This window comes from Rhizobium bangladeshense (genome assembly GCF_001662075.1).
GTDB classification, from domain to species: domain Bacteria; phylum Pseudomonadota; class Alphaproteobacteria; order Rhizobiales; family Rhizobiaceae; genus Rhizobium; species Rhizobium bangladeshense_B.
Map to the genome: position 1 here is coordinate 353,060 of NZ_LYPL01000002.1, position 26,667 is coordinate 379,726.

The following is a 26,667-nucleotide window of genomic DNA, read 5'->3' on the forward strand; positions in this document are numbered from 1 at the left end:
GAATAAGCCTCAGAGCCGCGGCAGATAGGTGCGGTAGTCGAAATCCGACACGGTGCTGAGATGCGCAAGCGCTTCCTTGCGCTTGGTGTCGCCGTAGAGTGCCTGGTAGCGTGCGCCGAAGATGTCGGCGATGAAGGGCGAGGTGCGAAACGTCTCGACCGCGCTGAGGAAATCATGTGTCAGCCGGGTCGTATTCGCGGGCGTGTATGAAGGCGTTGTCTCCTCGCCGGGGTCGAGTTCTCGGTCCAGCCCATTCAGCATGCCGCCGAGGATTGCCGCGAGCAGCAGATAGGGATTGGCATCGGCGCCAGCGACGCGGTGCTCGATACGCGCGGCCGGCCCGTCCTTGTCAGGGATGCGGATCGCCGTGCCGCGGTGACCGCTGCCCCAGGTCAGATCGACCGGTGCGAAGGAACCCGGCTGGAAGCGGCGGTAGGAATTGGCGAGGGGCGCAAAGATCAGCTGCGCCGCGCGCATGCTGTCGAGCAGAGCGGCCGTCACCGATTTCAACAGCTTCGGCTCGCCGCCCTTGGCATCGAGGATGTTACGGCCCTGGCCGTCGATGACGCTGGCATGCACATGCAGACCGGAACCGGCATGCTCTGAATAGGGCTTGGCCATGCAGGTCGATTTCAGCCCGTGGCGGCGCGCCGCCTGTTCGGCGATGCGCTTGAGATAGAGGCAGTCGTCGGCGGCAGCCAGCGCATTGGCGCGATGCATGAGATTGACCTCGAACTGGCCCGGGCCGAATTCCGCCGTCGTCGCATCCGCCGGCAATCCCTGGGCCTTGGCGTAAGCCTTGAGCGTCTGCAGATAGTCACCGAGCGCATCGACGGCGCTCATGTCGTAGAGCTGAAAGCCGTTCGGTTCGCCGCGATAGGTGAGGCTTGCAGGCGGGGAGGGTCGCCCGGTTTCCCGCCAGCCCGCTGACATCACGTAGAATTCAAGCTCGGTGGCAACGACAGGCGTCAGCCCGCGGCTGCGATAGCGCTCGACCACCGAAGCGAGGATGGCGCGCGGATCCATGAAGCTCGGGGTGCCGTCGAATTCACACATGGTGGCGAGCGCCTGCATCGAGCCCTCCGGCGCCCAGGGCATCGGCGCAAGGCTGCGCCGGTCGGCGACGACCATGCCGTCGGGATCGCCGATCGTCAGCGACAGGCCGGTAATGTCGTCATTGTCGTCGCCCCAGATATCGAGCGACTGGGTCGACGTCGGCAGGCGGATCTCGCCGGCCCAGACCTTGCCTTCGGCGCCTGATGGAAGCTGCTTGCCGCGCAGCTCGCCGTTCATGCCGACGATCAGGATCTCGAAACGCGGGTCGCCACCGGCCTTGCCGTCCATCCTGTCTCTCGCCATGACCTTGAAAATCCTCCGGGACAAGGCCAAGCTCCTATCTCATCGATAGCAGCCTTTCAATCCGCGAGGGTCTTCACCAGCCATGCCCGACACTTACCAGCCCTCGAACCTTGCAACGATCGACGCAGCCCATCATCTGCACCCCTTCGCCGACATGAAGAAGCTGAATGCCGATGGCGCCCGCGTCATCCAGCGCGGTGAGGGCGTTTACATCTTCGATGATCGCGGCCGGAAATATCTCGATGGCTTCGCCGGCCTCTGGTGCGTCAATATTGGCTATGGCCGCCGCGAGATCGTTGAGGCCGTCGCAAGGCAGATGAACGAGCTGCCCTATTACAACACCTTTTTCGGCACGACCTCGACGCCGACGGCGCTGCTGGCGCAGAAGGTGACGTCGCATGCGGGTGCGCGTTTCAACCATATCTTCTTCACCGGCTCCGGCTCGGAGGCGAACGACACCTGGTTCCGCATGGTCCGTGTCTATTGGAGCGCCGTCGGCAAGCCGTCGAAGAAGATCGTCATCGCGAGAAGGAACGGCTACCACGGGTCGACCGTCGCCGGCGCCAGCCTCGGCGGCATGAAATACATGCACGAGCAGGGCGACCTGCCGATCCCGGGAATCGCCCATATCGGCCAGCCCTATTGGTACGGCGAGGGCGGCGATCTCTCGCCTGATGAATTCGGGCTGAAGGTCGCCCGCGAACTCGACGCGAAGATCGATGAGCTGGGCGAGGAGAACGTCGCCGCCTTCGTCGCCGAGCCGGTGCAGGGGGCTGCCGGCGTCATCATCCCGCCCGAAACCTATTGGCCGGAGATCGACCGCATCTGCAAGGCGCGCAATATCCTGCTGGTCACCGACGAGGTGATCTGCGGTTTCGGCCGGCTGGGCGCCTGGTTCGGCCACCAGCATTTCGGCGTCGAGCCGGATCTTGCGCCGATCGCAAAGGGGCTTTCCTCCGGTTATTTGCCGATCGGCGGCGTGCTCGTCAGCGATAAGATTGCCGACGTGCTGATCAACGAGGTCGGCGAGTTCAACCACGGCTTCACCTATTCCGGCCACCCGGTCTGTGCGGCCGCCGCCCTCGAAAACCTGCGCATCATCGAGGCGGAAGGGCTGGTCGAACGTGTGCGCGACGATATCGGCCCCTATTTCGGCAGCGCCTGGGCAGCGCTCGCGGACCATGACCTGGTCGGCGAGGCCGTTAGCATCGGCCTGATGGGCGGCTTGCAGCTTGCCGCCGACAAGAGCACGCGCAGCCGTCATGAGAAGCCCGATCAGGTCGGCGCGCTGGTGCGCAATCACGCGCTGGCAAACGGCCTCGTGCTGCGCGCCACCGGCGACCGCATGCTGGCCTCGCCGCCACTCGTCATCAGCCACGCGGAGGTGGACGAGATGGCGAGGATTACCAAGCTGGCGCTGGATGCGGCCTGGAAAGAGCTGAGATCCTGATGTCGCTCAGCCGGCTGGTTCCATTGCGGATGCGGCGATAAGCAGGCGCTCGCAATGCCCGCACTTCCGGGCGTATCGCAACGTTGGCGCTGAAACACAGGTGAGGCGGATGTGGTAAGGCTGGCCCAATGAAGCACCGGTTGTAGTGTGTCTCTGTACGCCGGCGGCGAGTTTGGCGAGAACGCCAGCCACACTCTCCGTCATCCCAGGCCTTTGAGCCTGGGATCCATGCGGCTGCTGCTGATGGATGCGGTGTGGATGCTCGGCTCAAGGCCACTGCTGTCCGGTTTGCGTCGACGGCTGCAGCCGGATGAGCGGGCGGCGATCTCTTAGGGCGACGATTTTCTACCACTTTAATCAAGGCTACACTTATTCCGGCCAATGGGTCCAAGCGATCGCCATATTCCTGATTTCACTCAGTTCGACCGGTCGAGCCAAGCATACCCGAATCGGTAGCGATCGTCGCCGCGCTGATAGAAATAGGGCACGTCGATCACCGATGCCTGAGGCGCGGACACGCCGAGATTGGCCTGGAGCCACTCAGCCATGGCCGGCGGAAGCGCTTCGCTTCCCCCCTTCGGCGAGATCAGCCACACGAGAAGCAGCGGTTGTCGGCCGCTAAGATCCGGGCGGAAGCCGGGATAATCCACGGAGAGGACCGGCACATCAGGGATATCCTGCCTGAGATTGCCGGCGAGCAGGCTGTCGCCGGCAAGGATCGCTGCCGGTTCGCCCTGTTTGCGCAAGCTTTCCAGCATCGTGGCATAGGGCCTGTTCAGCCGTTCGTAATGGCCGGTGAAGCGTGCAGCCGCGACGCTGCCGTAAAGGGCGGCCGGCACGCCGATCATGATGACGGCGACGACGGCCATGAAACGCCGGAACGCCGTTTCTGTCGCGACGCCGGCTGCGTCGATCTTCAGGCAGAAATAGAGCGGCAGGATGAAGAGCATCGGCACCAGCCAGCGATCCTTGATGCCGGCAGCACCGCCGAAGACGATCAAAAACAGGATGCCGATGACGAAGACGAGCATCATCCGCTCGATGAGCCGCGTCCATTCCGATCGAGCGGCCAATGCGGGGCGAAGGTCCTTGCCGAAGACGACAGCGAACACTGCCACGGTCAACCCGGCGAAGCTGACGATGGCAAGTGCGAGAGAGCCGACGCCCATGGCCACCTGCATGGGATAGCTGGCATTGTCGCTGGCGGTCATCTTTTCCAGGGTGCGGGCGGTGGCGAAGTCGAGATTGTCCTTCAGCCAGAAGAGATGCGGCAAGGTGATGACGAGGGCAACGATAGCGGTTGCCGCCAGCCGTCGATCGAAAATCCGCCCCCGCCAGCGCGCATCCGCCAGCGCGCCGATCAAGGCTGCGGCCGGCAGGATGGCGAAATTATATTTGGCGAGCAGGCCGAAACCGATGCCAATGCCTGTTATCAGATAGGAGGCAAGGCTCGGCTGTTTCAGACTGCGGATGAAGCCGTAGAAGAAGATGCTGGCCGAGAAGAAGACCGCGACCGTGTGCGTCAGGTCTCGCTGCATCTCGAAAACCATTTGCGGGATGGTCAGCAATCCGAGCGTCGCGATCGCCGCCAGCGCCTTGTCGCGCAAAATGAGACGCGCGGTCAGGCTGTACAGCAGGTAGGCGCTGAACAGCAGGAGATTCTTCACCACCGAAAGCGCGACAAGCGAAACACCGGCGAACTGGAAGACGGCATATTGCAGCCAGTTGTAGAACGGCGGCTGTGGGCCGTAACCGGCGGCGAGCCATTGCGAGCGGAAAACCTGTTCGGCCTCGTCGAGATCGAGTGAATGCGAGGTTGCGAGCCGCACACCGACCTGAAGCGTGAAATAGACGGCCAGCGGCACGAAAATCCAGCGCATATCGTGAAGACCGGTCTTGATCATTCTATCTGGCTCCCGGCCGAACCCAGGCATAGCCGAGTGCGAAATTATCGCCCTGGCGGCCGAAATAATAGGGAAGCGACAAGGCGCCGATCTCCTGCGGCGCGATGCCCGCCGCCGTCAGCGCCGATGAAAATCGTTCCGGCATTACGGCATCCGCCGCCGTCGCCGTCTTCTTGCCGCGCCAGACGATCAGCACCGGTCCGCTTGCTGTCGTGTAGGCCGGAATGCCCGCAACGGGAAAATCGGGGATGACGACGGGCACATGGGGAAGCTGCAGACGCATGTTCCCGGCGACATAGGGATCCGAGGCAATCACCAGCGCGGGTTCGGCCTGCCGGGTCATTTCGCGGGCGAGATCGGCCATCGGCACATTCGGTCGGCTATAGCTGCCGATCAGCCCGGCGCCGACCACGCGGAAGCCGAGCGCGACCAGCACACAAGCCATCAGCACCGGCACCACCGGCCGGAAGCGGCGCAGCCCGGCGGAAAGATCGAGCCCGGCCGCCTTCATCTTTGCCAGGAAGTAGATCGGCAGCACGAGCAGGAACGGATCGAGCCAGCGCTCACGCACCGTGGTGGAACCGGTGAACAGCACGATCAGAAGGATGCCGGCGAGGCTCGCAAGCATCATCCGCTCCATCATCCCGGTCCAGCGGTTTCCGGATGAAAGCATCAGGACAAAATCCCGGCGGAAGGCGGCGGCGAAAATTGCAACCGGGAGTGCTGCAAAGGCGAGGATGGCGACGACAAAGGCGAGAATGCCTTTGCCGATCCGCACGATGCCGGCGGGTTCGTTGCCGGCGGCCATCTTGACCAGAGTGTCGGAGGAGGCGAATGCGAGATTGCCCTGCAGCCAGATGGCGTGCGGCAGGACGATGACGAGCGCGACGGCAATCGCGATCAGCATGCGCCAGTCGAGCGCCCTGCGCCGCCATTCTGCATCGGGCAGGATGGCGATCAGCGCGACGACCGGCATCAGCGCAAAATTGTACTTCGAGATCAGCCCGATGCCGGTTGCAAGGCCGAGTAGCAGGTAGCTGCCGACGCCTGGTCGGTCGAGCGTGCGGAAGAAGCCATAGAGGAACAGGGAGCTGGCAAAGAGCAGGGCCGTCGTGTGAGTCAGATCCTGCTGGGCCATGTAGGAGACCTGGGGCAGAGTGATCAACGCCAGCATGCCGACGGCGGCGAGCGCCTGGTCCTTCAGTGCTTCGCGCCCGGCAAGGCCGTAAAAGAGGTAACACAGGAAGAGCAGGATATTCTTCGGCACGATCAACGCGCCGATCGACATGCCCGTCACCGAAACGACGGCATATTGCATCCAGTTGTAGAAGGGCGGCTGCGGGCCGTAGCCCGCCAACAGATATTGCGAGAAGAAGGACTGCTCGGCTTCATCCAGCTCCAGCGAATGCGGGAGCGCCAGTCGCAGCCCGACGTTCAGCACGAAATAGGCTGCAAGAAGCAGAGCCGCGATTCCGATCGTCCTCGTCGCGCGTTCCAGCATCGTGCTGCCGGCTTAGGCTTGGCTGTGATCGTCGAAGATCTGCCGCACGATATAGTTCGGAGAGGCGTCGTCACGATAATAGGTGCGCGCGATCATTTCCGCCAGAATGCCGGTGGTGATCATCTGCACCGACGACAGCAGCAGCACGACGCCGACCATCAGCATCGGTCGCGTGCCGATATCATTGCCCATGATGAACTTGTCGAAGCCGAGGTAAAGCAGGATCAGCATGGCGACGGCGCCGAGACCGAGACCCAGCGAGCCGAAGAAATGCCCCGGCCGCGCCTTGTAGCGCATGAAGAACATCACCGACAGCAAGTCGAGGATGACGCGGAAGGTGCGCGAAATCCCGTATTTCGAAACGCCGTGTTCGCGGGCATGGTGGGTGACGGCCATCTCGCCGATGCGCGAGCTCGGCACGACGCCGGCCACCCAGGCCGGGATGAAGCGGTGCATTTCGCCCATCAGCTTCACCTGCTTGATGATCGAGGCACGGTAGATCTTCAGGCTGCAGCCGTAATCGTGCAGTTTGACGCCGGTGATGCGGCCGATCAGGTAGTTGGCGCACCAGGAGGGTATCTTGCGCAGGAACAGACCGTCCTTGCGGTTCTTGCGCCAGCCGACCAGGAGGTCGAGTTCGCGCCGTTCCAATTCGGCGACCATCGCAGGAATGTCCTTCGGATCATTCTGCAGGTCGCCGTCCATCGTCGCGATCAGGCGGCCCTGGGCGGTATCGATGCCGGCCTGCATGGCGGCGGTCTGGCCGAAATTGCGCTGCAGTTCGACGATCCTCAGCGCCAGCCCCTCGCGCCCGACGTATTTGCGGGCGTTGACGAGCGTCGCATCCGTGCTGCCGTCGTCGACGAGGATCAGTTCCCAGCGATAAGGATAGTGGGACATCGCTGCAAGGATACGTTCGACCAGCGGGCCGACGCTTTCCTCTTCGTTGAAAACGGGCACGACCAGCGACAGCTCGAGCGATTGTACCGGATCATTCGTGCCGCGAATGGGCTCTACCGTTGTCTGCAACTTTCATCTCCAAAAGGCCGGGCGGCCTGGCGGTCCTTACTGCCGCCACCGCGTTTGCGGAAGCCTACTACATGAACTGCCCGTCCGTTGCCAGCGGCCAATGCCGGTTTCCCCGCAATCGGCCGACTTGCCGCAGCGCTATTGCGCGCCGCCCTCCACCCAGGAGTAGCCAATTGAGAAGGTATGTTTGCCGTCACCGAAAAGATAGGGCAGCGTCAAGGTATTTATCTCTTTCAGATGAATACCCGATCTGACGAGATCGTTGGCGAAGCCGGGAGAGATGGTTGGATCATTTGCGGTTTCGCCGCGCCAGACAACCAGCACCGGCCCCTTTGCCGTTGCGTATTCCGGAACCCCTGGGCCGGGGAAGAACGGGATCACGACGGGAACGTCGGGAAATTCGAGCTTCATATTGCCCGCCACGAACTTGGTCCCCGCCACGATGAGAACGGGTTTGCGGGTCGCTGTCAGTTCGGTCACGTAGTTCGCGAAGGGCACGTTCGTTCGCGTATAGGTGCCGATATATTGAATGGCGACGATCCGCAGCAGCAGGATCGACAGGATGACGACCATGAAAACCGGCACCACGGGCCGGAAGCGTGCAAGGCCGGCGGAGAGATTGAAACCTGCTGTCTCCAGTTTCAGGAACAGATAGATCAGCAGGACGAGCAGGCACGGGTCGAGCCAGCGTTCATGGATGTCGCTGGCGCCGGCGAAGACGACGATGCCGGCGAAGGCGAGCAGGCTGACGACCATCATCCGCTCGATCACCCGGATCATCGGACTGGACGAAGACAGCGCACGGAAGAAATCCCGACGGAAGGCAGCCGTGATGAGAACGATCGGCAACGCGGTGAAGCCGAGCACGGCGATGACGAGCGACAACAGCCCCTGTCCGATGCGGGGGAGGCCGGCCGCGGCCTCATGCTCGGCAGTCATCCGCTCCAGCGTCGGGGCCGAAGCGCTGACGAGGTTATCGGGCAGCCAGAGCGCATGCGGCAGGACGATCAGAATGGCGATGACCGCCGCCGGCAGCAGGCGCCAGTCGAACAGGCGGTTGCGCCACTTCCAGTCCGGCAGCACGGCGACGAAGGCGGCAAACGGCAGGATGGCGAAATTATACTTGGAGATGAGGCCGATGCCGGTGGCAATGCCGATGACGAGATAACTGCCGATCGTCGGCTGGCGAAGCGTCCGGAAAAAGCCGAAGAGGAAGAGCGAGGTCGCAAACAGCAGGGCAACAGTATGGGTGAGCTCGCGCTGCGCCATCAGGCCGACCTGCGGCAGGGTAATCAGGCTCAGCATGGCGATAGGCGGGAGCAAACGGCTCTTCAGCACCTCGCGAGCAGCCAAACCGTAGAACAGATAGCAGCCGAACAGGATGATGTTCTTCGGAACCGAGAGCGCCCACATCGTAATGCCGGTCACCGAGACGATGGCGTACTGGATCCAGTTATAAAAGGGCGGCTGCGGCCCGTAGCCGGCCAGAAGATATTGCGAGTAGAATGCTTGCTCTGCCTCGTCGAGATCGAGTGTATGTGGCAATGAGATGCGGAGCAGGATGTTCAGCAGGAAATAGACTGCCAGAAAAATGCTGGCGCTCTTGATGCTTTTGGTAATGCGCTCCAACATCGATCTCCAAGTCAGGCCGGCAAGGCCTCGCCATTTGTCGGTCTGCCGCGCGGATCGCCGGCTTGAGGCGATCCCGCCGCCACCGCCATCAACTCCGCCGTTGTGCGCAACCTTCATTTCTCCTAAAACGCCGGGACGGAACCGAGGCCCATGCCGACGCCAAGCGAGGAATGCCTACTACATGAAGAGTTCGATCGTTGAAAGCCAGCAGTCCTGGTTTATGCGCAATCGCATGACGGCGCTGACGGTCGTAATTGTCGCAGCCTATGCGCTCTTCGTGCAGTGGTTCTGGGGGTGGCCGGTCATCATCAGCCAATGGGCCGATGTCGGAGCAGGTCCGGTGATCGGCGCGCTCATGGCTCTGACGGGCACCTATTTCCTGCGCACCTGGCGCATCTACGACTATTTTCCGCAGGAGACCGCGGGCCGGTTTGCGACCCTCTTCCGGGTCACGCAGATCCACAATCTCCTGAACATCATGCTGCCCTTCCGGACCGGCGAGACCAGTTTTCCTCTGTTGATGCGCACCGAATTCGGCATACCGCTGACGCGCGGAACCTCGGCACTCCTAGTCATGCGGCTGCTCGACCTGCATGCTCTGCTGGCGGCTGCCGGCATCGGCTTTGCGCTCGCCGCAGCCGATGCACTCTTCGCATGGTCGCTTTGGGCGGCCTTCCTGCTGCTGCCGGTGGCAGCCTTCGCCGCGCGCAAGCCGCTATTGCGCGTCGCCGCCAGGCTGCTGCCTGCAAAGGCGCAGAAATTGGTCGTTGAGATCGAAAACGGCTTGCCGCTCGATGCCGCGGCCTTTGCGCGCGCCTGGGCGATGACTATCGTCAACTGGCTGGTCAAGGTGATCGTGCTCGCATGGGCGCTCGGCCTGATGGGTGTGTTTCCGATGGCGGCAAGCTTCGGCGGCGCGCTCGGCGGTGAACTCTCCTCCGTTCTGCCGGTGCACGCGCCCGGCGGGGTCGGCACCTATCCGGCAGGTATCACCGCCGGCGCCATTGCGCTCGGAGCGTCGAGCGAGCGGGCGGCGCTCGCCGTCCTCGCGCAGGCGAGCGTCAATGCCCACTTGCTGATCATCGTCTCGGCGCTGACAGGAACTGCGATCTCACTGCCGCTCGGACGCCGCGGCAAGCTCTGAAATCCTTTTGCGAAGAAAAGCCTGCTCCGGCTCCTGCCGGCACAGCGACAGCGCCGTCTCATAGGCCGCGATCGCCTCATCTCTCCGGCCGAGGCGGCGCAGGAAATCAGCACGCGCCGAATGGGCGAGGTGATAAGCCTGCAACTCCCGGCGCCTCAGGATAGCGTCGATCAGCTCAAGGCCTTTCGACGGCCCTTCCGCCATCGCGATCGCCACAGCGCGGTTGAGTTCGACGACCGGCGAGGACTGGGCTGCCAGAAGCAGGTCGTAATAGAAGACGATCCGGCGCCAGTCGGTTCGCTCGGCGGCAGGCACCTTCGCATGTTCGGCGGCGATCGCTGCCTGTACCGTATAGGTGCCGATCTCTCCCGTCCGCATCGCCGCGCTGAGGAGTGCCAGGCCCTCCGAGATTTTGGCGTGGTCCCAGAGCGAGCGGTCCTGATCGGCAAGCAGCACAAGGTCTCCCTCCGCGCCGCTGCGGGCGTTGCGGCGGGATTCCTGCAGCAGCATCAGCGCCAGAAGCCCGCAAACGTCGGGATGCGGCAGCAGCGCCAGCAGCAGCCGCGCCAGCCGGATGGCCTCTCCGGTCAGGTCGGCGCGAACGACCGCGTCTCCCGACGAGGTGGAATAGCCTTCGTTGAAGACGAGATAGATGACATGCAGCACCCGGTCGAGCCGCTCGGGCAGCGCCTCGCGGCCCGGCACTTCATAGGGGACGTTTGCTGCCCGAATCCTGTTTTTGGCGCGCACGATCCGCTGCGCAACCGTCGGCGCCGGAACGAGGAAGGCATGGGCGATCTCTTCGGTGGTCAGTCCGCAGATTTCCCGGAGCGCCATCGCCGTCTGCGCGTCGGCTGGGATAGCAGGGTGGCAGCAGGTGAAGATCAGCCGCAGCATGTCGTCCTCGATCGCTTCCATCTCGCCCATCTCCATTCCGTCGACGCTGTAGAGGCTGTCCTCGATGTGCTGCTGCGCGGCATCGAAACGTGCACGCCGCCGGATCGCGTCAATCGCCTTGAAGCGGCCGGTAGACACAAGCCAGCCGGCGGGGTTGGCGGGAACGCCGTCGACCGGCCATGTTCGTGCCGCCGCTGCAAAGGCATCGTGAAGCGCTTCCTCCGCACGGTCGAAATCGCCGAGCAATCGGATCAGCGTCGCCAGCACCCGGCGAGACTGGGTTCGGTAGATCTCCTCGATGACGCTTTCCAAGGGGGCACCTCAGTTCGGAAGGGTGAGTATTCGCACCGGTCTCAGTTCGACCGCGCCGTAGCGGGCCGACGGAATTCGCCCGGCGATCTCCTTTGCCTTCGCTATGTCAGGCGCCTCAATGACGTAGAAGCCGGCCAGATGCTCCTTCGTTTCGACATAGGGGCCGTCGGTGACGGAGAGCCTATTGTTTCGAACCCGCAGCACGCTCGCCTGGTCAGGCATTTCGAGCGCGTCGGAATGGATCATGAAGCCGTCGCGTTGCAGTTCCTCGTCGAAGGCAAAATGCGCTTTGATGAGGTCGACGCCTTCGTCAGCTGTCAGTCTGCCGTCGGTGTCGGCGCTGTTATAGATCAGGCAGATGTAGCGCATGGCTATTTCCCGTCTTGGATGGAATAGGCTGGGCGGACTTCGATCGAGCAATATTTAAGGATTGGGAAACTGGACGCGATGGCCTTTGCCTCCTCGATATTCTCGGCCTCGAGCAGCACAAAACCGCCCAGATGCTCCTTGATTTCGGCAAACGGGCCATCGGTTGCGGAGACTTCGCCTTTGCGCAGGCGAAGCGTGATCGCCGTCGATGGTTCATGCAAGGCGTGCGCTACCAGCAGATGACCGCTGTCGCGCCAGCGATTGTCGCTGACAATGCATTCCTGCGTCACGGCATCCCACTCGGCCTGGGAAACCAGCTTGCTCTTTTCGGTGTCGAACCAGATCTGACATAGAAACTTCATTGGCACCTCCTCATTGGGGTCTCAATTCATGGATTGGCCGCACCTCGATGGCGCCGAATTTGGCGAGCGGAATACCTGTGGCGATGCGGATCGCGTCATTGAGATCCTTGGCCTCGATCAGGATGAAGCCGCCAAGCGCCTCTTTCGTCTCAGTGAAAGGACCGTCCGTCACCGATGACTCGCCGCTGCGAACGCGGACTGTCACCGCCGATGTCGGCGGCTGCAGCGCCTGGGCGACGATCATGTGCCCGCTTTCGGCAAGGTCCTTGTCGTAGTTCAAGGAATTCGCGTCGAGCTCGGCTTTCTCCTCTTTCGTCATCGCGTCGAGCACCGCGCCGTCGAACCAGACCTGACAGAGATATTTCATCGCGGACAGCCTCCTTGGGATGTTTCATGACTCTGGACGATCGAGCCTGACACATTTCGACAGCGGCAGAAAAAATCTTTGTCGCTGTCGGCTGTCGAAATCGCAGGGCAGCACTCGACAAGGCTTCATCGAAACCTGTCGAGGAGACGGCAATGAGTATTCTTGAAATCGCGATCGCAAGCCAGATCTGGGCCCGCCGCCATGACAAGCCTCGTCAGGCGTTCGAGGAAGGCGATGGAATGAAGGTTCTCTTACGCACCGCTTTCACCTTCATCGCCTTCAGCCTGCTGATAGCAGGGCTGAACCTTGCTGCCGACAGACCGCAGACGCTTGCGCAGCAGGCGCCTGTCGTGGCGGGACGATGAGGAAACGGCCTATTGGAAGGCCGTTTCGAAGAAGCTGCGCAGCTTGCGCGAATGCAGGGCTTCCTTCGGCATGGCGGCCAGCTTCTGCACGGCGCGGATGCCGATCTGCAGATGCTGGTTGACCTGCGTGCGGTAGAAGGCCGTCGCCATGCCCGGCAGCTTCAATTCGCCGTGCAGCGGCTTGTCGGAGACGCAGAGCAGCGTGCCGTAGGGCACGCGGAAGCGGAAGCCATTGGCGGCGATCGTCGCCGATTCCATGTCGAGCGCGATGGCGCGCGCTTGCGACAGCCGCTTCACAGGGCCGCGCTGATCGCGCAGTTCCCAGTTGCGGTTGTCGATCGTGCCGACGGTGCCGGTGCGCATGATGCGCTTCAGCTCGAAACCCTCGTAGCCGGTGATTTCGGCGACGGCCGCTTCCAGCGCCACCTGCACTTCGGCGAGCGCCGGGATCGGCACCCAGACCGGCAGGTCGTCGTCGAGCACGTGGTCCTCGCGCATATAGGCATGGGCAAGCACATAATCGCCGAGCCGCTGGCTGTTGCGCAGGCCGGCGCAGTGGCCGAGCATCAGCCAGGCATGCGGGCGCAGCACGGCGACATGGTCGGTGATCGTCTTGGCGTTGGAGGGACCGACGCCGATATTGATCATGGTGATCCCGGCATGGCCCTTCTTCTTCAGATGGTAGGCCGGCATCTGCGGCAGGCGGGCAAGCGTCGCATCCGTTTCCGGCCCGCTCGAGCCGGGCAGGGTGACGATATTGCCGGGCTCGACGAAGGCGGTATAACCGTCGCCGCCCTCGGCCATCTGCTTGCGCGCCCAGCTGCAGAATTCGTCGATATAGAACTGGTAGTTCGTAAATAGCACGAAGTTCTGGAAATGCTCGGCATGCGTCGCCGTATAATGCGACAGCCGGGCGAGCGAATAATCGATACGCTGGGCAGTGAACGGCGCAAGCGGCGAGGGCTCGCCCGGCGGCGGGATATATTCGCCGTTGGCGATCTCGTCGTCGGTGGTGTTGAGGTCCGGCGTGTCGAAGATATCGCGCATCGGGACGTCGACGAAGGCTGAGGTCGATGCTTCCACATGCGCGCCCTCGCCAAAGGCGAAGTGCAGCGGAATCGGCGTCGTCGATTCCGAGACGATTACCGGAACATTGTGGCTCTTCATCAGCAGCGACAGCTGCTCCCTCAGGTAATGCTTGAAGAGCTTCGGCCGGGTGACCGTCGTCGTGTAGATACCGGGCGCCGTGACATGACCATAGGAGAGGCGTGAATCGATATGGCCGAAGCTGGTTGTCTCGATGCTGACCTGCGGATAGAAGGCGCGGTAGCGCGAGGCGATCGGAGCGCCTTGGGCAAGCTCGGTGAAGTTCTGGATCAGGAACGCCGTATTGCGCTCGTAAAGTGCGGTGAGCGTCTCGACGGCCTTAGCGGGATCATCGAAGCTCTGCGGTTGGAAAGGAGGTGGGGAGGATGTGTCGAGCGGCGACAAAGGGGAGATTCGTTTGTTCATGGCGCATTATAGAGAGTTGTTCTTGACAAGCAAACGACGCACGCCGGCGGAATCCGATTTTTTATCCTTCCGTGTCTGATGCCGCTCACCGCACCGTCGGCGCGCAGAAGGCCCCATTTCTCTCCAGGCAGGTATAGGTCGCGCCGAAATGCGACTGCGTACCGCCGCCGCCATCATGCACGACGACCGCTGAAAATGTGACCGCGAAGATCGCCGCAAACAGCGTGATGATGCTGAAACGCCTTGCCAGAATATAGAAGTCCATCTCATGCCCTCGATAGGCGACTTAACCGTGACATGAGTTTTGCCATGCGACGGCTGAACGAGTGCTGAGATGTCGGTTCATCCACCGTTCAGCTTGCTGGGCAGGCCCGAGCGGTCGCAACGCGATCGGAAAGCTGAGAAAGTTCGAGGCATGCCGGCATTTCGGCCGGCATGCTTGCGCGATTTGGGATGTTTGCTGCGTCGGCCTTATCGCGTCAGAGCCGTGTCCAGGTCTGCGACTTGCAGAGGATTTTCAGGACGCAGCCCTGCATCCGCAGCGAATTGCCGGAAACCTTGCCCGAGCCGCTATAGGTCTTGTCGGCGGCCGGATCGGTGATCTCCCCGGCGTAGCTACCGCCGGTGCCGGCAAGCGTGCCGATCTTCCGGCCGCTGTATTTGCCGGTTTTCAGCGTCACGCAGTAACTGCCGCCGCAGGCCGCGATCACCGCCGTTTCGCCAGAGGCGGTTTTCCAATTGCCGACGATCGGCTCTTCGGCATTCGCGGTGCCCGCGATCACGGCGATGGCGCCGGCGAGAATGAAGCTGCGGATCATCTTTTCCTCCCTGATGTCCCTTTGACCGGTCGGGAAAATAACTGACGCGAACGTAAAGGTAAATACACGTGAACGCTATCGGCGGAGATCGCCGAAAGCTGGAAAAAAGCGAGAGGTCGAGGCGTTTAAACCGTCGTCTGCTGATTTCATGATGAACGATCGGTTTATTTTCGAATCTGAATCTTTCGTAAAATTGGAACGAAAACCCCTAAACTCCAAGGCATCCGATGTTTAACAAAAATCCAATTTTACCAAGTGTTTGCACTTTGTTTGTCTCTAGTTAATCATGCATTTTAGGCGTTTTTTGAAGGCCGTTCGGCATAGTGAAGCCATCAAACGAGCGGGGCAAACCCGCCGAAACTGAAGGGCTGCAAGCCGCGATAGACGGCAAGGCCCCGAGGTAAAACAGGGTAAGTCATAAACAGGCTAACAGGGATAAAACCGATGGCACGCTTTGAAATGCACAATGCTGAAACGGCCACCATGGGTGGCGACAACAACAGCGCCGATGTCTTCTGCGAAATGGGTCTGATGTATGCGACCGGCCGCGGCTGCGCCGTCGATCTCGTCGCTGCTCACAAATGGCTGAACATCGCCGCAATCAAGGGCAACGACCGCGCCGCCGAGCTTCGCGCCGATGTCGCGGCCACCATGAACAAGATGCAGCTTGCCGAAGCTTTGCGCGCTGCCCGCGAATGGATGACGGTTCACTGAAACCGTCTTCTGCTGACAGTCGACAGAATAACAACCTCGAAAGAGGGGCTGGCGGGGCGATTTGAAACGTCGATGCCGGGAGAAGAGCACCGCGGCCGGATATCCTCCACCGGCCGCGGTTCTTCGTTGAATTATCAGCAGATAGTCCGAAACCTGCTCACGCTTTTCGGCACCATACTTTATCAGCCGATCACCTTCAGCACCTGCGGCAGCGCTTCCTCGAACAGTGCCATGTCGGTCTGCGGCCCGACGCTGACGCGGATGCAGCGATTGAGCGGCGCCACACCGGGCATGCGGATGAAGACGCCGTGCTCCATCAGCCCGTCGACGATCGCCCGCGCATACGCGCCGTCGCGGCCTGCGTCGATCGCCACGAAATTCGTCGCCGAGGGCAGCGACTCAAGGCCGTTTGCCCGGGCGATGTGGCCGATCCGCTCCCGCGCCGCATGGATCTTGCCGACCACCTCGATGAGATAGGCTTGGTCCTTGAGGGCGGCGAGCGCGGCGGCCGTCGCCAGCCGGTTCATGCCGAAATGATTGCGGATCTTGTCGAAGGCCTGCGCCGTGCCCGGCGTCGAGATAACGTAGCCGGTGCGGGAGCCGGCAAGGCCATAGGCCTTGGAGAAGGTGCGGGTGCGCACGATGTTCGGCAGGTCGATCAGCGAAGCGATCGACGGCAGCGAATGTGCGGGCCCCGTCTCGCTATAGGCTTCGTCGAGCACCATCAGCGTCGTCTCGGGCAGTGCCCGGGCGAAGGCGACGATGCTGTCGGCGTCCCACCAGCTTCCCATCGGATTGTCGGGATTGGCGAAATAGACGAGCGGCGCGTTCTCGCGCCTGACGGCATCGAGCAGTCCGTCGAGATCTTCGCGGTCGTCGACATAGGGCACGGTCACCAGCCGGCCGCCGAAGCCGGCGACATGGAAATTGAAGGTCGGATAGGCGCCGAGCGAGGTGACGACCGGCGCGCCGGCTTCGATCACCAGCCGGACGATCTGGCCGAGCAACTCGTCGATGCCGCCGCCGATGGCGATATTGGCGGAGGAGGTGCCGAGATGAGCGCCGAGCGCCTCCCTCAGCGCAAAATTTTCCGGATCATTGTATTTCCAGATATTGCCGGCTTCCTCGCTTATCGCCGCAAGCACGGAAGGGGCCGGACCGAAGCCATTCTCGTTGGCGCCGATGCGTGCCAAGACGGCACGTCCGCGTTGGCGCTCGATGGCCTCGGGGCCGACGAAGGGAACTGTGGAGGGCAGGGCGCTGATGAGGGGCGTGAAGCGCGAAAAGGCGGACATGCGAAGCCAGGTTCCCGGACATGTTGACGGTTGGCGCAACAATAGGCCGGGGTACGGCCAAGGCAAGCCAGATTATTTCGACAGCTGACCGATGGGCGACGCTTGCGGGCGGAAGATCGGCGCACGCCGTGCATCGATCGCTTCCATGTTGCCGACAAGGAAATCGGTGCGCACCACGCGGCGCAGGACATCGGGATCCATCAGGTTAATGAACCGCACGCCGATGCGTTCCTTGTGACGGTAGACCTCGGCACACCCGATTCGATAGGCGAGGCCGAGAATGTTGAGATAATAATGTTTCGGCAGACCGGCGGTGGTCGAGACAATGAAGGTCGCGCCGCCTTGCGAGATATCGATGATCTCGGCGCTTCGCATCGAAACGCCCGTGAGGCACGGCCGGACGGCGACGATACGGGCGGGGCGCTTGACGTGGAACTCTTCCCATCGCAGGTCGTAAATAGCGGATTTGACCGTGGCAAGGTGTGTGGCGCGGAGCATAGTCATCTTGCATTCTCCGTCAGGCAGGGCACAGTTGGGGTTCTTGCTCTGGTGCAAGCTGATCTTGCTCCGGCCAAGGTCACATGAATGTTTTGCGCATTCGTCAAATATAAAATGACAATTTTAACGAGTTTAAATTTTGTTCCCAAGCGGGACGCCCGATGTTCGCAATCGGGACGGGGCCGTCAGCCCAAAACCCTTTCGGCCAAGATTTCTGGCGATGAGATATGCGTCGGCCAGCGGTCGGCGCCGCAGCTGCCGGGCAACAGCGCCTGCACACGTTGCCGCGGCGGCGAAGGACGGGAAAGAAGCGAGGCCTGGAAACCGGACCGCCGCTCCCCGATTTTTCGACGCAATTTCTCGAACTCTTTCAAGGGCGGGACGTTCTGTCTTGATCGATGAAGCATGGCGCGCTTCGATGACGACAGCGAGGAGTTGAAGATGACCGACGTCAGAATTCCCGGGAAATCATGGGTCGTAGTCTGCAATGGAGCGAAAGCCCTGATCATGCAGAATACCGGCGATGCCCAACTGGTGAACCTCAAGGTGTTGGAAACCCTGACGCAGCCGAACGAGCCCGATCGCGAGATCGGCACCGACAAGCCCGGCCGCAGCCACGCCGCCGACGGGTTCAGCCGCAGCGCTGTCGAAGAGACCAGCTGGCAGGAGCAGGCCGAAGCTCAATTTCTGAGACATGTGGCGGAACGAATGGACGAGCTGTCCCAGGCAAAGGATGCACACCGCATCGTCCTCATCGCGCCGCCGAAGGCGCTCGGCACCTTGCGGCCGGCGCTCAGTGCCGAGACGCAGGCAGCGATTTCGACGGAATTGGCGAAAGACTATACCAATCTGCCGATCGACGAGATCGAGCGACATCTCGCCGCCTGAGACAACTAAGAGCAAAGCGTATTCCATTCTCTTCGCAGCGGTTCGGCTGATGCCGTGATTTGCCTCACCTCAACCCTCGCCCCGTAAAAATGGGGCGAGGGCCCGTGCCATACGAGGGTGGGCGAGGGGCGGAGAGGGTCGCGACTACCCCTTCGCCCCGTTTACGGGGGGCGAAGGACGGTCGAGACCCGTGGCTCGACCCCGGTTGGTGGCGGCAGCCGGATGAGCTGCCGGATCCACCAGAAAAATACGAAAAACAAATGGATAGAGTGCTTTCCGCCAGTTCAGTAAATCTCTAATCCTCTAGCGGGGCCCGGACGGTCTCTGCCCGGTAAACAGATCTTCATGGCCGGCAAACAGTGCTGCCAGGCGGTCGATGACGATCCTGACCTCCGGCCGTTGTCGCTCATCGTCATGTGCGACGATCCACATCTCGTAGGTCAGATCCTCGATGACAGGCCCGGCGCGCACGAGCTTGCGCTCCTGATCGCCGATGAAACAGGGCAGCACGCCACGGCCGGCCCCGCCGCGGATCAGGTAAAAGAGCATATGCGGCGTGTTCGTCCAACTGGTGATCCAATAATCCGGCTGTTCGAACGTCCATTTGTCCGCCGGCGTGATCGCGGTGTCGGTGCCAAGCGATATCCAGTTGCAATTGGTCTGCGCAAAGTCGGCCGCCTGGTAAGCGGCATGGGCCACTTTGACCGAACGGAGGATCGCGACGTTGCCGGTGTCCGGCCGGCTGTGGCGAATGGCGATATGCGCCTCGCGATAGGTGAAGTCGACGCTCGCATCACAGGTCTTATAGCACATGCGGAAACTGTCCTTCGGCGTCCAGACGCCGGCCAGATGATCGGCGATGAAGCGCAGGGTCCAGCTGTCGGCGGCCGTCGAGACGATAGGCAGCATCAGCACCTCGCCTCGCCAGTCGGAGATCGCCTGCGCCGCATCCTGCATCCGCCGGACGCGATCGAGCAGCTCCTGCCCGTCCTTGGCCAGAAGGTAACCGGTCGGGCCGCGGCTGAACAGCGACCGGCCGGTCACCCGTTCGAGCGCCAGCATGCGCCGGCCTATTGTCGGCGCGCTGAGGCCGGTGCGTGCTGCCGCGGCCGAAAGCCCGCCGCCGGTCGCGACATGGAAGAAGAGTTGCAGATCGTCCCAGCTCGCATCTTTCATGGATGAAAACCCCCTTTCCCCAGCGCCTCTACATAACCAGCGCGTGAAGGCCTAGCTCAAATGCTCCAGCAATAGATGGAGGATAGGCAATGCTTCTCAACTGGGTCATTCTCTTCGAGGAAGTCGAAACCCGCAGACGCCGCATGCGCCGCGATCCCATGGCCGATCCGCTCGATGGCCCGGAATGGCGCGGACTTCTTTGGATCATCCCGATCATCGCATATCTCTCCTCGAGAAGAGGCGAGAGGAGGCCGCGCCGCGATAAGGCGCCAATTGAAGGAGGCCTCAGGTTTCAAAGCTCAGTCGCAGCACGTGGTGCAGGAATTCCGGATTGAGCAGCATGTTGAAGCTGACCGTCACCAATTCGCCTTCGCGCTTGACCATCGTGGCGCCGATCTCGTCGTGGATGCCGAGGATTTCGAGAAAGAAATGGCTCGGCATCTCCAGGCCCGGGCTGACTTCGAGCACCGCGCCGGCCAGCGTTATCGTCCGGATCAGGCAGCGCACCTGCGTTCCGGTGCTGAGGTGATGGCCGACGAAGATGATGTTGCCGGGCCTGTCGAGGTTGAATTCCCTGTACGCACGTTCCGGCTTGGGGTGTTCTGTGTCGAGGTGCATCTGAAAGGCCCTTTTAGCCTCCGCTATCATATGACAAAATTAGCACGAGATTACTGATAGCTGCTGAAGAACATCGTTAAGATTGAAGTCTCCTCGGGAGATTGCCGGAATACCGCATCGATTTCGGGCAATTTTGCTCCAAATTTGTTCATTCCCGGTGCATCTCGGCCATTCTTGACATGTCGGCGACCTTAGCGCATACAAAGTCCCGGTTCGAGGCACCGGCCGCTCGCGGATGAAAATCCATGGTGAAGTCCTCGCGATCATGGTCACGGCCCCTTGTGCATGCTGACTGACGGCAATGCGAGCTCCCATCCACAGTCGAAGAGCATGCCTTTTGCGAAGGCCCTCTCCATGGCGACGACCTATCCCGGCATTGACGAATTGAAGGCCCAGGCCAAACGACTGCGCCAGGCGATGAACGATCGCGGCGCCGCGCTGACCCACAGTGCGGCGCTCGAAATGATCGCCCGCCAGCACGGCGCGCGCGACTGGAACACGCTGGCAGCGCTGGCGGCGAAACCCAATGCTGCTGCGCAGACACCCCTTTTCGTCGGGGCGCATATTCGCGGCCGTTATCTCAATCAACCGTTCACCGGCGAGGTTCTGGCGCTGTCGGCCTTGCCGGGAGGCGAACTCCACAGGATCACCATCCATTTCGACGAAGCGGTCGATGTCGTGACCTTCGAGAGCTTTTCAGCCTTTCGCCGGCGTGTGAGCGCGCAGATCGATGCCGACGGCGTCTCGCCGAGGAAAACCTCGAACGGCGTGCCGCATTTGGTGCTCGATCTCTAAAATCACTTTTGATTCACTTTGAGGCCGTCTGAATCCGGATGATGTCACCCGGATCGGACCTCGCCCATATTGCACGGATTTTTCCATGACCGATCTTTCCCAGGGCAATGCCTTTCTCACCGGCTGGTTGCCGGGCGTCTTCATCAGGACGGCTGCGCCGATCGTCGCGATCACGACGCTCAACGGCCTCTTCACCGTCGTCGACGCCTATTTCCTCGGCGCCTATGTCGGCCCCGATGCGCTCTCCGCCGTCAGCCTGATTTTCCCGGGCCTGATGCTGCTGATCGCCCTGCAATCGCTCGTTTCGAACGGCATGGCGAGCATCCTCGCCCGCCGGCTTGGGGCCGGCGATCGCCAGGGCGCGGGCAGGGTATTTGCCGGCGCCCATACGCTGGCGCTGGCCGTCACCCTGGTCCTCAATACGCTCTGCTGGACCTTCGGCCGCCAAATCATCGATACCGGTGCCGGCACGGCCGCCGTGGCCGATGGCGCCACGCTGTTCATGGGCGCGATGATTGCCTTTGCGCCGGTGAGCTTCTTCCTGTCGCTGCATCTCGACGGATTGCGCTGTGAAGGCAAGATCGGTTTCATGACGCTGGTGACACTGTCGGCCTCGCTGCTCAACATCCTCGCCAATTGGCTGTTCATGGCCGTGATGCATTGGGGCGTGCTCGGTTCGGCTGCCGGCTCCATCGCCTCGCAATTCGTCTGTCTTGCTGCCGTGCTTGCCTATCGCTGGCGCCGGCCGGCGGCACTCAGGCCTTCTCGAGGGTTGGCCCTTACCGAATGGCGCGGCATCGTCGTCTTCGGCGCGCCGATGAGCCTCGGCTTCATCGGCATATCGCTGGCCTCCGCCGCCATTCTCGTCAATATCTCGCTCTGGAGCGTGGCAGATTATGTCGCGACGGTCGCCGCCTACGGCATCATCACGCGGATCATGACTTTCACCTATCTGCCGCTGCTTGGCCTCAGCATCGCCCTGCAGACGATTGCCGGCAACAATCACGGCGCCGGCCTCGGGCTTCGCGTCGGCCGCAGCCTGCAGATCGCCATGCTTTCGGCGCTCGTCTATTGCAGCCTTGTGGAAATCGCGGTCGAAGTTTTGGCTGGCCGCCTCGGTGCCGTCTTCGTCGCTGAGCCTGTCATTGTCGCCGAGGTCAGGCGAATTCTGCCCTGGACGATCGGCGCCTATTTTCTCTTTGGGCAGATGCTGATCCTGTCGTCCTATTTCCAGTCGATCGGCGATGCACCGCGCGCGGCGATCTTCGGCCTGTCGCGGTCCTATCTGCTCACCCTGCCGCTCACCTTCCTGCTGCCCTTCGTCTTCGGCGAGCAGGGGATCTGGATGGTGCCGGTCTTTGCCGAGGCAGGCATGGTCGTTCTGGCCGTGCTGGTGCTGTCTCAAAACGCAAAACGTCGCGGCTGGCGCTACGGGCTTCTGCCTGCCTGAGATGGCAAAGCCGCGCCGGTGAGGGCGGCTTTGTCCGACAGTCTATTCAGTGCCTGCCGGAGCGGCCGATGTCGCGACTTCCGCTTCGTTCAGCGCCTCGGCGCATTCCTGGCAGCAGACCTCGGTCTTGCCGCCGAGCTTGACGGTGGTCTCCGCCCCGAGTTCGCAGTCGCAGGCAGCGCATGTCGTCTTCTTCATAGGATGATCCTCCGTTGATCGTCCCCGGATCGGGACAGTCTCTTAAGATCATCGTGCGCCGCAAGGCGCGCTTATGCTTTCAGCAGCCATTCGTGCTCGGCGGCGTTGTGGAATTTCCAGATGCGCTTCGGCCCGGCCATGACGTTGAGGTAGTAGAGATCGTAGCCGTGCGTTGCCGCGCACGGGTGGTAGCCCTTCGGCACCAGCGTTACGTCGCCGTCCTCGATCGCCATCGCTTCGTCAAGCGAACGATCGTCGGTATAAACGCGCTGGAAACCGAAGCCCTGCGGCGGGTTGAGGCGATGATAATAGGTTTCTTCCAGGAAGCTCTCGTTCGGCAGGTCGTCCTGGTCGTGCTTGTGCGGCGGATAGGAGGAGGTGTGGCCGCCCGGGGTGATCACCTCGACGACGAGCAGCGAATGCGCCGAGCTGTCGTCCTCCGGCATGATATTGTTGACGTAGCGCACATTCGTGCCCTTGCCGCGCGTCACCTGCGGATGCGTGCCGGGCGGAATTTCTTTCGCCTGGTAGGTGCCGCCGCCGGGCGCCGAGCAGACGGCGAGCTCGAGATCGGTCTCCGCCGTGACAGACCATGTCGATTCCATCGGGATGTAAAGCGCATGCGGCGCGCCTTCGAACGGGCTCATGCGGCCACCGAGCGTGCCGAAATCCCTGGTGCCGGCCGACGCCTTGCCCTTGCCGGTGACCCAGACAAGGCAGACTTCCCGATCGCCGGTCTCTCCCGATACGGTCTCGCCCGGCTTCAAGCGATGCAGATCGAAGCCGACATAGGTCCAGCCGGCAGTCTCAGGGGTGACATGCGTGACGCGGCCATGCGTGCCGGATGGTTTCACCTTGAGGTTTGGCATTGGTGTTTCTCCTCGTGCGTTGGTGGTCGTAGCCCCCTCATCCGGTGCCGCCACCTTCTCCCCTAGGGGAGAAGGGATGGGCCGCGCTCGCCTTGTTACCCCTCTCCCTGGGGGAGAAGGTGCCCGAAGGGCGGATGAGGTGGCTTCTTGCTCCGACGATGCTTTCGTCACGTTATCCCTTGGGAAAACCTTCAGTCTCCACCGTATAACCCGCAGCCGTCATCACTCGCATCAATTCCGCATGGCCGATCTCGGCCATTTTCTGCGGTGGTGCTTTGCGCGGATCCTGTTCGGCCTCGACGACGAACCAGCCCTCATAGCCGTGATCGGCGAAGCGCTGGACGATGGCGCCGAAATCGAGCGAACCGTCGCCCGGCACGGTGAAGGCGCCGAGCGCCACCGCATCGAGGAAAGACTGCCGGCTGCGGTCGAGACCATCGACCACAGCTTTGCGGATGTCCTTGACGTGAACATGATTGATGCGGGCATGGTGACTGTCGATGGCGCGCAGCACGTCGCCGCCGGCGAAGGCCAGATGCCCGGCATCGAGCAGCAACGGGATGCCTTCGCCCGAATTGCGCATGAAGGCATCGAGTTCAGGCTCGGTTTCGACGACGGCCGCCATGTGGTGGTGATAGGAGAGCGGCATGCCCTGCTCGGCGCACCATTCGCCGAATTCGGTGACGCGGCGCGCGTAGGCCCTCATCTCGTCGTCGGCGAGGCGCGGCTTGGTCGCGAGCGGCTTGGAGCGGTCTCCCTGGATCGAGCGGCCGACTTCGCCATAGACGATGCAGGGCGCATTGACCGCCTTGAACAGTTCGATCATCGGAGCAATGCGGTCCTTGTTGGCGGCAAGCTCCTCGTTGACCAGCGTGCCGGAGAACCAGCCGCCGCACAGCGTCACGTCGGCGGCGCGCAGGATCGGCAGCATCTCCTCCGGGTTGCTGGGGAAACGGCGCCCTTGCTCCATGCCGGTAAAACCGGCGCTGCGCGACTGCCGCAGGCATTCCTCCAGGGACACATCGTCGCTGAGTTCGGGAAGGTCGTCGTTCCACCAGGCGATGGGCGACATGCCGAGTTTGGCCTTCATCAACATTCTCCTTAAAGATAATGCGGAGGAGCGGTTCCGCTCCTCCGAAAAATGACAGCAAATGATTTAGCCGATGCGCTGGACGGCGCGTGCTTCGATATAGCCCTTGCGCGCTTTGTTGACCTCTTCGCGTGGGCTGACCTCGGGCACAGCGACATCCCACCAGTGGCCGCCGGCTTCCGTCGTAATTAGCGGGTCGGTGTCGATGACGAAGACCGAGGTTCGGTCGTTCTTCTTCGAGCTGGCGATAGCCTGCTCCAGCTCCGCGATCGAGCCGACCTTGACGGCGATGGCCCCCATGCTTTCGGCATGCGCGCGGAAATCGATCTCCGGCATCACCTCGTGATAGGAGTCCTTGAGCAGATTGTTGAAGTTGGCGCCGCCGGTTCCCATTTGCAGCCGGTTGATGCAGCCATAGCCGCGATTGTCGAGCACGACGATGTTGAGCTTGAGGCCGAGCATCACCGAGGTTGCGAGCTCGGAATTCATCATCATGTAGGAGCCGTCGCCGACCATGACGACGACATCCCGTTCGGGACGCGCCATCTTGGCGCCGAGCCCGCCGGCGATCTCGTAACCCATGCAGGAAAAGCCGTATTCCATATGATAGCTGCCGGGCGCCGTCGCCGGCCAGAGCTTGTGCAATTCGCCGGGCAAGCCGCCGGCGGCGCAAAGCAGCGTCGTATTGTCGCCGCCGATCGCGCGCACCACCGCACCGATCACCTGCGCATCGGAGGGCAGGGCGGCATTGGTCGTCGCCATGGCCTTCGCCGCAGCCTCCATCCAGACTCTCTTTTCTGCAGCCGCCTTCTCGGCCAGCGCTGCCGGCGCCTTCCAGCCGGCAAGTCCTGCCGAAAGCGCCTTCAGCCCTTCGCGGGCATCGGCGACAACAGGATGGCTGTCGTGCTTCACGGCGTCATAGGCGGCGATATTGAGCCCGATCATCTTGAGGCTGTCGTTCTTGAACAGCGCCCAGGAGCCGGTGGTGAAATCCTGGCAGCGTGTGCCGACGGCGATGACGAGATCCGTCTCTTCGGCGATCGCATTCGCTGCCGATGTGCCGGTGACGCCGACCGAGCCGAGCGCCAGCGGCAGGGTTTCGTCGATTGACGACTTGCCGGCCTGGGTGACGACGACGGGAATGGCGTGGGCCTCGGCAAAGGCGGCAAGCTCCTTCGTCGCCTGCGAATAAAGCACGCCGCCGCCTGCGACGATCACCGGCTTCTGCGACGCCTTGATCAGCGCGATGGCATTGGCGAGCTCATCCGCATCCGGCTGCGGCCGGCGGGTCGTCCAGACCTTTTCCTCAAACAGGCTTTCCGGATAATCGAAGGCTTCGGCCTGAACATCCTGGCAGAGCGACAAAGTCACCGGACCGCAATCCAGGGGATCGGTCAGGACCTGCATGGCACGCTTTAGCGCCGAGATGATCTGCTCCGGCCGGGTGATCCGGTCGAAATAGCGCGAAACCGGGCGGAAGGCGTCATTGGCCGAAACTGTGCCGTCGCCGAAATCCTCGATCTGCTGCAGCACCGGATCCGGCGCGCGGTTGGCGAAGACGTCGCCCGGCAGGAAGAGAACGGGAATGCGGTTGACATGTGCAACACCGGCCGCCGTCACCATGTTCAGCGCGCCGGGACCGATCGAGGTCGTGCAGGCCATGAAGCGCGTGCGGAAATTTGCCTTGGCATAGGCAATCGCGGCATGCGCCATGCCCTGTTCGTTGTGGGCGCGGTAGGTCGTCAATTCGCCCCGCACCTGGTAGAGCGCCTCGCCGATGCCGGCGACGTTGCCGTGGCCGAAGATCGCCCAGACGCCGCCGAAGATCGGCACTTTTTTGCCGTCGACAACGGTCATCTGTACTTTCAGGAAATGCGCGACGGCTTGCGCCATCGTCAACCGTATCGTCTTGCCCATCGGGGCCTCCCGAACTTTTTAACTCTGTGTCTGCTTTCCCCTGCCCAACCCCTCCCCACAAGGGGAGGGGCTAACCTGCCGTGCCGTTTCACGCTGATTCAGCGCTTCGTCCAGCAGGACGGTTGCCGCCTAGTGCGA

General features: G+C 62.1%; 28 protein-coding genes. 8 read left to right on the plus strand and 20 right to left on the minus strand.

All coding sequences use genetic code 11. The annotated features are described in order from the left end of the window. Positions 1-9: 9 nt before the first annotated feature. The gene (locus tag A7X77_RS05695) at positions 10-1,359 is read right to left on the minus strand and encodes a glutamine synthetase family protein (protein ID WP_064682028.1); all 1,350 of its coding nucleotides are present in this window, start codon (positions 1,357-1,359) and stop codon (positions 10-12) included. A gap of 82 nt (positions 1,360-1,441) precedes the next feature. Here A7X77_RS05695 and A7X77_RS05700 point away from each other — a divergent pair, with 82 nt between their 5' ends. Beyond that, positions 1,442-2,809, plus strand: a complete 1,368-nt coding sequence (locus A7X77_RS05700; RefSeq protein WP_064682029.1) for an aspartate aminotransferase family protein — start codon at positions 1,442-1,444, stop codon at positions 2,807-2,809. A 416-nt stretch (positions 2,810-3,225) separates the two neighbouring features. On the opposite strand, the gene A7X77_RS05705 is transcribed toward A7X77_RS05700, so the two are convergent. The 4 genes from A7X77_RS05705 to A7X77_RS05720 all read right to left on the minus strand — a co-directional run bounded on the left by A7X77_RS05705 (position 3,226) and on the right by A7X77_RS05720 (position 8,875). Continuing rightward, on the minus strand, positions 3,226-4,713 hold the full coding sequence (locus A7X77_RS05705) for a glycosyltransferase family 39 protein (RefSeq protein WP_064682030.1): 1,488 nt from the start codon (positions 4,711-4,713) through the stop codon (positions 3,226-3,228). Position 4,714: 1 nt separating this feature from the next. Beyond that, the gene (locus A7X77_RS05710) at positions 4,715-6,214 is read right to left on the minus strand and encodes a glycosyltransferase family 39 protein (RefSeq protein WP_064682031.1); all 1,500 of its coding nucleotides are present in this window, start codon (positions 6,212-6,214) and stop codon (positions 4,715-4,717) included. A gap of 12 nt (positions 6,215-6,226) precedes the next feature. Beyond that, positions 6,227-7,243: a glycosyltransferase family 2 protein gene (locus A7X77_RS05715; protein WP_064682032.1), complete on the minus strand. Its 1,017-nt coding sequence runs from the start codon at positions 7,241-7,243 to the stop codon at positions 6,227-6,229. Positions 7,244-7,381: 138 nt separating this feature from the next. Further along, positions 7,382-8,875: an ArnT family glycosyltransferase gene (locus A7X77_RS05720; protein WP_064682321.1), complete on the minus strand. Its 1,494-nt coding sequence runs from the start codon at positions 8,873-8,875 to the stop codon at positions 7,382-7,384. Between the two features lie 181 nt (positions 8,876-9,056). Between A7X77_RS05720 and A7X77_RS05725 the strand changes: the two genes are divergently transcribed. Next, complete coding sequence (locus A7X77_RS05725) at positions 9,057-10,019, plus strand: lysylphosphatidylglycerol synthase domain-containing protein (protein ID WP_064682033.1); 963 nt, start codon at positions 9,057-9,059, stop codon at positions 10,017-10,019. Here the strand turns inward: A7X77_RS05725 and A7X77_RS05730 are convergent. Genes A7X77_RS05730 through A7X77_RS05745 form a run of 4 tightly spaced genes read right to left on the minus strand, consistent with a single transcriptional unit; the run spans position 9,987 to position 12,326 of the window. After that, positions 9,987-11,228 carry an RNA polymerase sigma factor gene (locus A7X77_RS05730; protein ID WP_064682034.1) on the minus strand — a complete coding sequence of 414 codons (1,242 nt, stop codon included), beginning with the start codon at positions 11,226-11,228 and terminating at the stop codon, positions 9,987-9,989. The genes A7X77_RS05725 and A7X77_RS05730 overlap by 33 nt on opposite strands. Before the next feature lie 9 nt (positions 11,229-11,237). Continuing rightward, positions 11,238-11,597 carry a YciI family protein gene (locus A7X77_RS05735; RefSeq protein ID WP_064682035.1) on the minus strand — a complete coding sequence of 120 codons (360 nt, stop codon included), beginning with the start codon at positions 11,595-11,597 and terminating at the stop codon, positions 11,238-11,240. A gap of 2 nt (positions 11,598-11,599) precedes the next feature. Continuing rightward, the gene (locus tag A7X77_RS05740) at positions 11,600-11,959 is read right to left on the minus strand and encodes a YciI family protein (protein ID WP_064682036.1); all 360 of its coding nucleotides are present in this window, start codon (positions 11,957-11,959) and stop codon (positions 11,600-11,602) included. 10 nt (positions 11,960-11,969) lie between these two features. Further along, entirely contained in the window at positions 11,970-12,326 is a 357-nt protein-coding gene (locus A7X77_RS05745; RefSeq protein WP_064682037.1) for a YciI family protein, read from the minus strand. Positions 12,327-12,478: 152 nt separating this feature from the next. Between A7X77_RS05745 and A7X77_RS05750 the strand changes: the two genes are divergently transcribed. After that, positions 12,479-12,691 carry a hypothetical protein gene (locus tag A7X77_RS05750; RefSeq protein ID WP_064682038.1) on the plus strand — a complete coding sequence of 71 codons (213 nt, stop codon included), beginning with the start codon at positions 12,479-12,481 and terminating at the stop codon, positions 12,689-12,691. A 9-nt stretch (positions 12,692-12,700) separates the two neighbouring features. Here A7X77_RS05750 and A7X77_RS05755 read toward each other — a convergent pair whose 3' ends face one another. The 3 genes from A7X77_RS05755 to A7X77_RS05765 all read right to left on the minus strand — a co-directional run bounded on the left by A7X77_RS05755 (position 12,701) and on the right by A7X77_RS05765 (position 15,021). Beyond that, positions 12,701-14,203, minus strand: a complete 1,503-nt coding sequence (locus A7X77_RS05755) for an AMP nucleosidase (RefSeq protein ID WP_064682039.1) — start codon at positions 14,201-14,203, stop codon at positions 12,701-12,703. Positions 14,204-14,288: 85 nt separating this feature from the next. Continuing rightward, positions 14,289-14,468: a hypothetical protein gene (locus A7X77_RS05760; RefSeq protein WP_064682040.1), complete on the minus strand. Its 180-nt coding sequence runs from the start codon at positions 14,466-14,468 to the stop codon at positions 14,289-14,291. Between the two features lie 214 nt (positions 14,469-14,682). Next, entirely contained in the window at positions 14,683-15,021 is a 339-nt protein-coding gene (locus A7X77_RS05765; protein WP_064682041.1) for a DUF2147 domain-containing protein, read from the minus strand. A 444-nt stretch (positions 15,022-15,465) separates the two neighbouring features. Between A7X77_RS05765 and A7X77_RS05770 the strand changes: the two genes are divergently transcribed. Continuing rightward, a complete protein-coding gene (locus A7X77_RS05770) occupies positions 15,466-15,735 on the plus strand; it encodes a sel1 repeat family protein (RefSeq protein ID WP_064682042.1) in 270 nt (89 codons plus the stop codon). Positions 15,736-15,917: 182 nt separating this feature from the next. Here the strand turns inward: A7X77_RS05770 and A7X77_RS05775 are convergent, their stop codons facing one another. Then, positions 15,918-17,030 (minus strand): pyridoxal phosphate-dependent aminotransferase, encoded by a 1,113-nt coding sequence (locus tag A7X77_RS05775; RefSeq protein WP_064682043.1) that lies wholly within the window; start codon positions 17,028-17,030, stop codon positions 15,918-15,920. A gap of 72 nt (positions 17,031-17,102) precedes the next feature. Next, entirely contained in the window at positions 17,103-17,534 is a 432-nt protein-coding gene (locus A7X77_RS05780) for a hypothetical protein (RefSeq protein WP_064682044.1), read from the minus strand. Positions 17,535-17,969: 435 nt separating this feature from the next. Between A7X77_RS05780 and A7X77_RS05790 the strand changes: the two genes are divergently transcribed. Further along, on the plus strand, positions 17,970-18,416 hold the full coding sequence (locus tag A7X77_RS05790; protein ID WP_064682322.1) for a host attachment protein: 447 nt from the start codon (positions 17,970-17,972) through the stop codon (positions 18,414-18,416). Positions 18,417-18,719: 303 nt separating this feature from the next. Here the strand turns inward: A7X77_RS05790 and A7X77_RS05795 are convergent, their stop codons facing one another. Beyond that, positions 18,720-19,592: a LysR family transcriptional regulator gene (locus A7X77_RS05795; RefSeq protein ID WP_064682046.1), complete on the minus strand. Its 873-nt coding sequence runs from the start codon at positions 19,590-19,592 to the stop codon at positions 18,720-18,722. An 89-nt stretch (positions 19,593-19,681) separates the two neighbouring features. Between A7X77_RS05795 and A7X77_RS33805 the strand changes: the two genes are divergently transcribed. Further along, positions 19,682-19,927, plus strand: a complete 246-nt coding sequence (locus A7X77_RS33805) for a hypothetical protein (RefSeq protein ID WP_082928769.1) — start codon at positions 19,682-19,684, stop codon at positions 19,925-19,927. Here A7X77_RS33805 and A7X77_RS05800 read toward each other — a convergent pair. Next, the gene (locus tag A7X77_RS05800) at positions 19,878-20,210 is read right to left on the minus strand and encodes a hypothetical protein (protein ID WP_010031867.1); all 333 of its coding nucleotides are present in this window, start codon (positions 20,208-20,210) and stop codon (positions 19,878-19,880) included. The genes A7X77_RS33805 and A7X77_RS05800 overlap by 50 nt on opposite strands. A 354-nt stretch (positions 20,211-20,564) precedes the next feature. On the opposite strand from A7X77_RS05800, the gene A7X77_RS05805 reads away from it, so the two are divergent. Both A7X77_RS05805 and A7X77_RS05810 read left to right on the plus strand, forming a co-directional pair. Next, entirely contained in the window at positions 20,565-21,005 is a 441-nt protein-coding gene (locus A7X77_RS05805) for a glyoxalase superfamily protein (protein ID WP_064682323.1), read from the plus strand. 85 nt (positions 21,006-21,090) lie between these two features. Next, positions 21,091-22,455 (plus strand): MATE family efflux transporter, encoded by a 1,365-nt coding sequence (locus tag A7X77_RS05810; protein WP_064682047.1) that lies wholly within the window; start codon positions 21,091-21,093, stop codon positions 22,453-22,455. Positions 22,456-22,497: 42 nt separating this feature from the next. Here A7X77_RS05810 and A7X77_RS33395 read toward each other — a convergent pair whose 3' ends face one another. From A7X77_RS33395 to iolD, 4 genes are all read right to left on the minus strand, one after another. Beyond that, positions 22,498-22,653 (minus strand): hypothetical protein, encoded by a 156-nt coding sequence (locus A7X77_RS33395; protein WP_197486796.1) that lies wholly within the window; start codon positions 22,651-22,653, stop codon positions 22,498-22,500. Between the two features lie 71 nt (positions 22,654-22,724). Next, positions 22,725-23,522, minus strand: coding sequence for a 5-deoxy-glucuronate isomerase (gene iolB, locus A7X77_RS05815; RefSeq protein ID WP_064682048.1), 798 nt, complete (start codon positions 23,520-23,522; stop codon positions 22,725-22,727). Between the two features lie 172 nt (positions 23,523-23,694). After that, positions 23,695-24,612 (minus strand): myo-inosose-2 dehydratase, encoded by a 918-nt coding sequence (gene iolE / locus A7X77_RS05820; protein WP_064682049.1) that lies wholly within the window; start codon positions 24,610-24,612, stop codon positions 23,695-23,697. Between the two features lie 66 nt (positions 24,613-24,678). Beyond that, positions 24,679-26,529, minus strand: coding sequence for a 3D-(3,5/4)-trihydroxycyclohexane-1,2-dione acylhydrolase (decyclizing) (gene iolD, locus A7X77_RS05825; protein ID WP_064682050.1), 1,851 nt, complete (start codon positions 26,527-26,529; stop codon positions 24,679-24,681). Positions 26,530-26,667 lie beyond the last annotated feature (138 nt).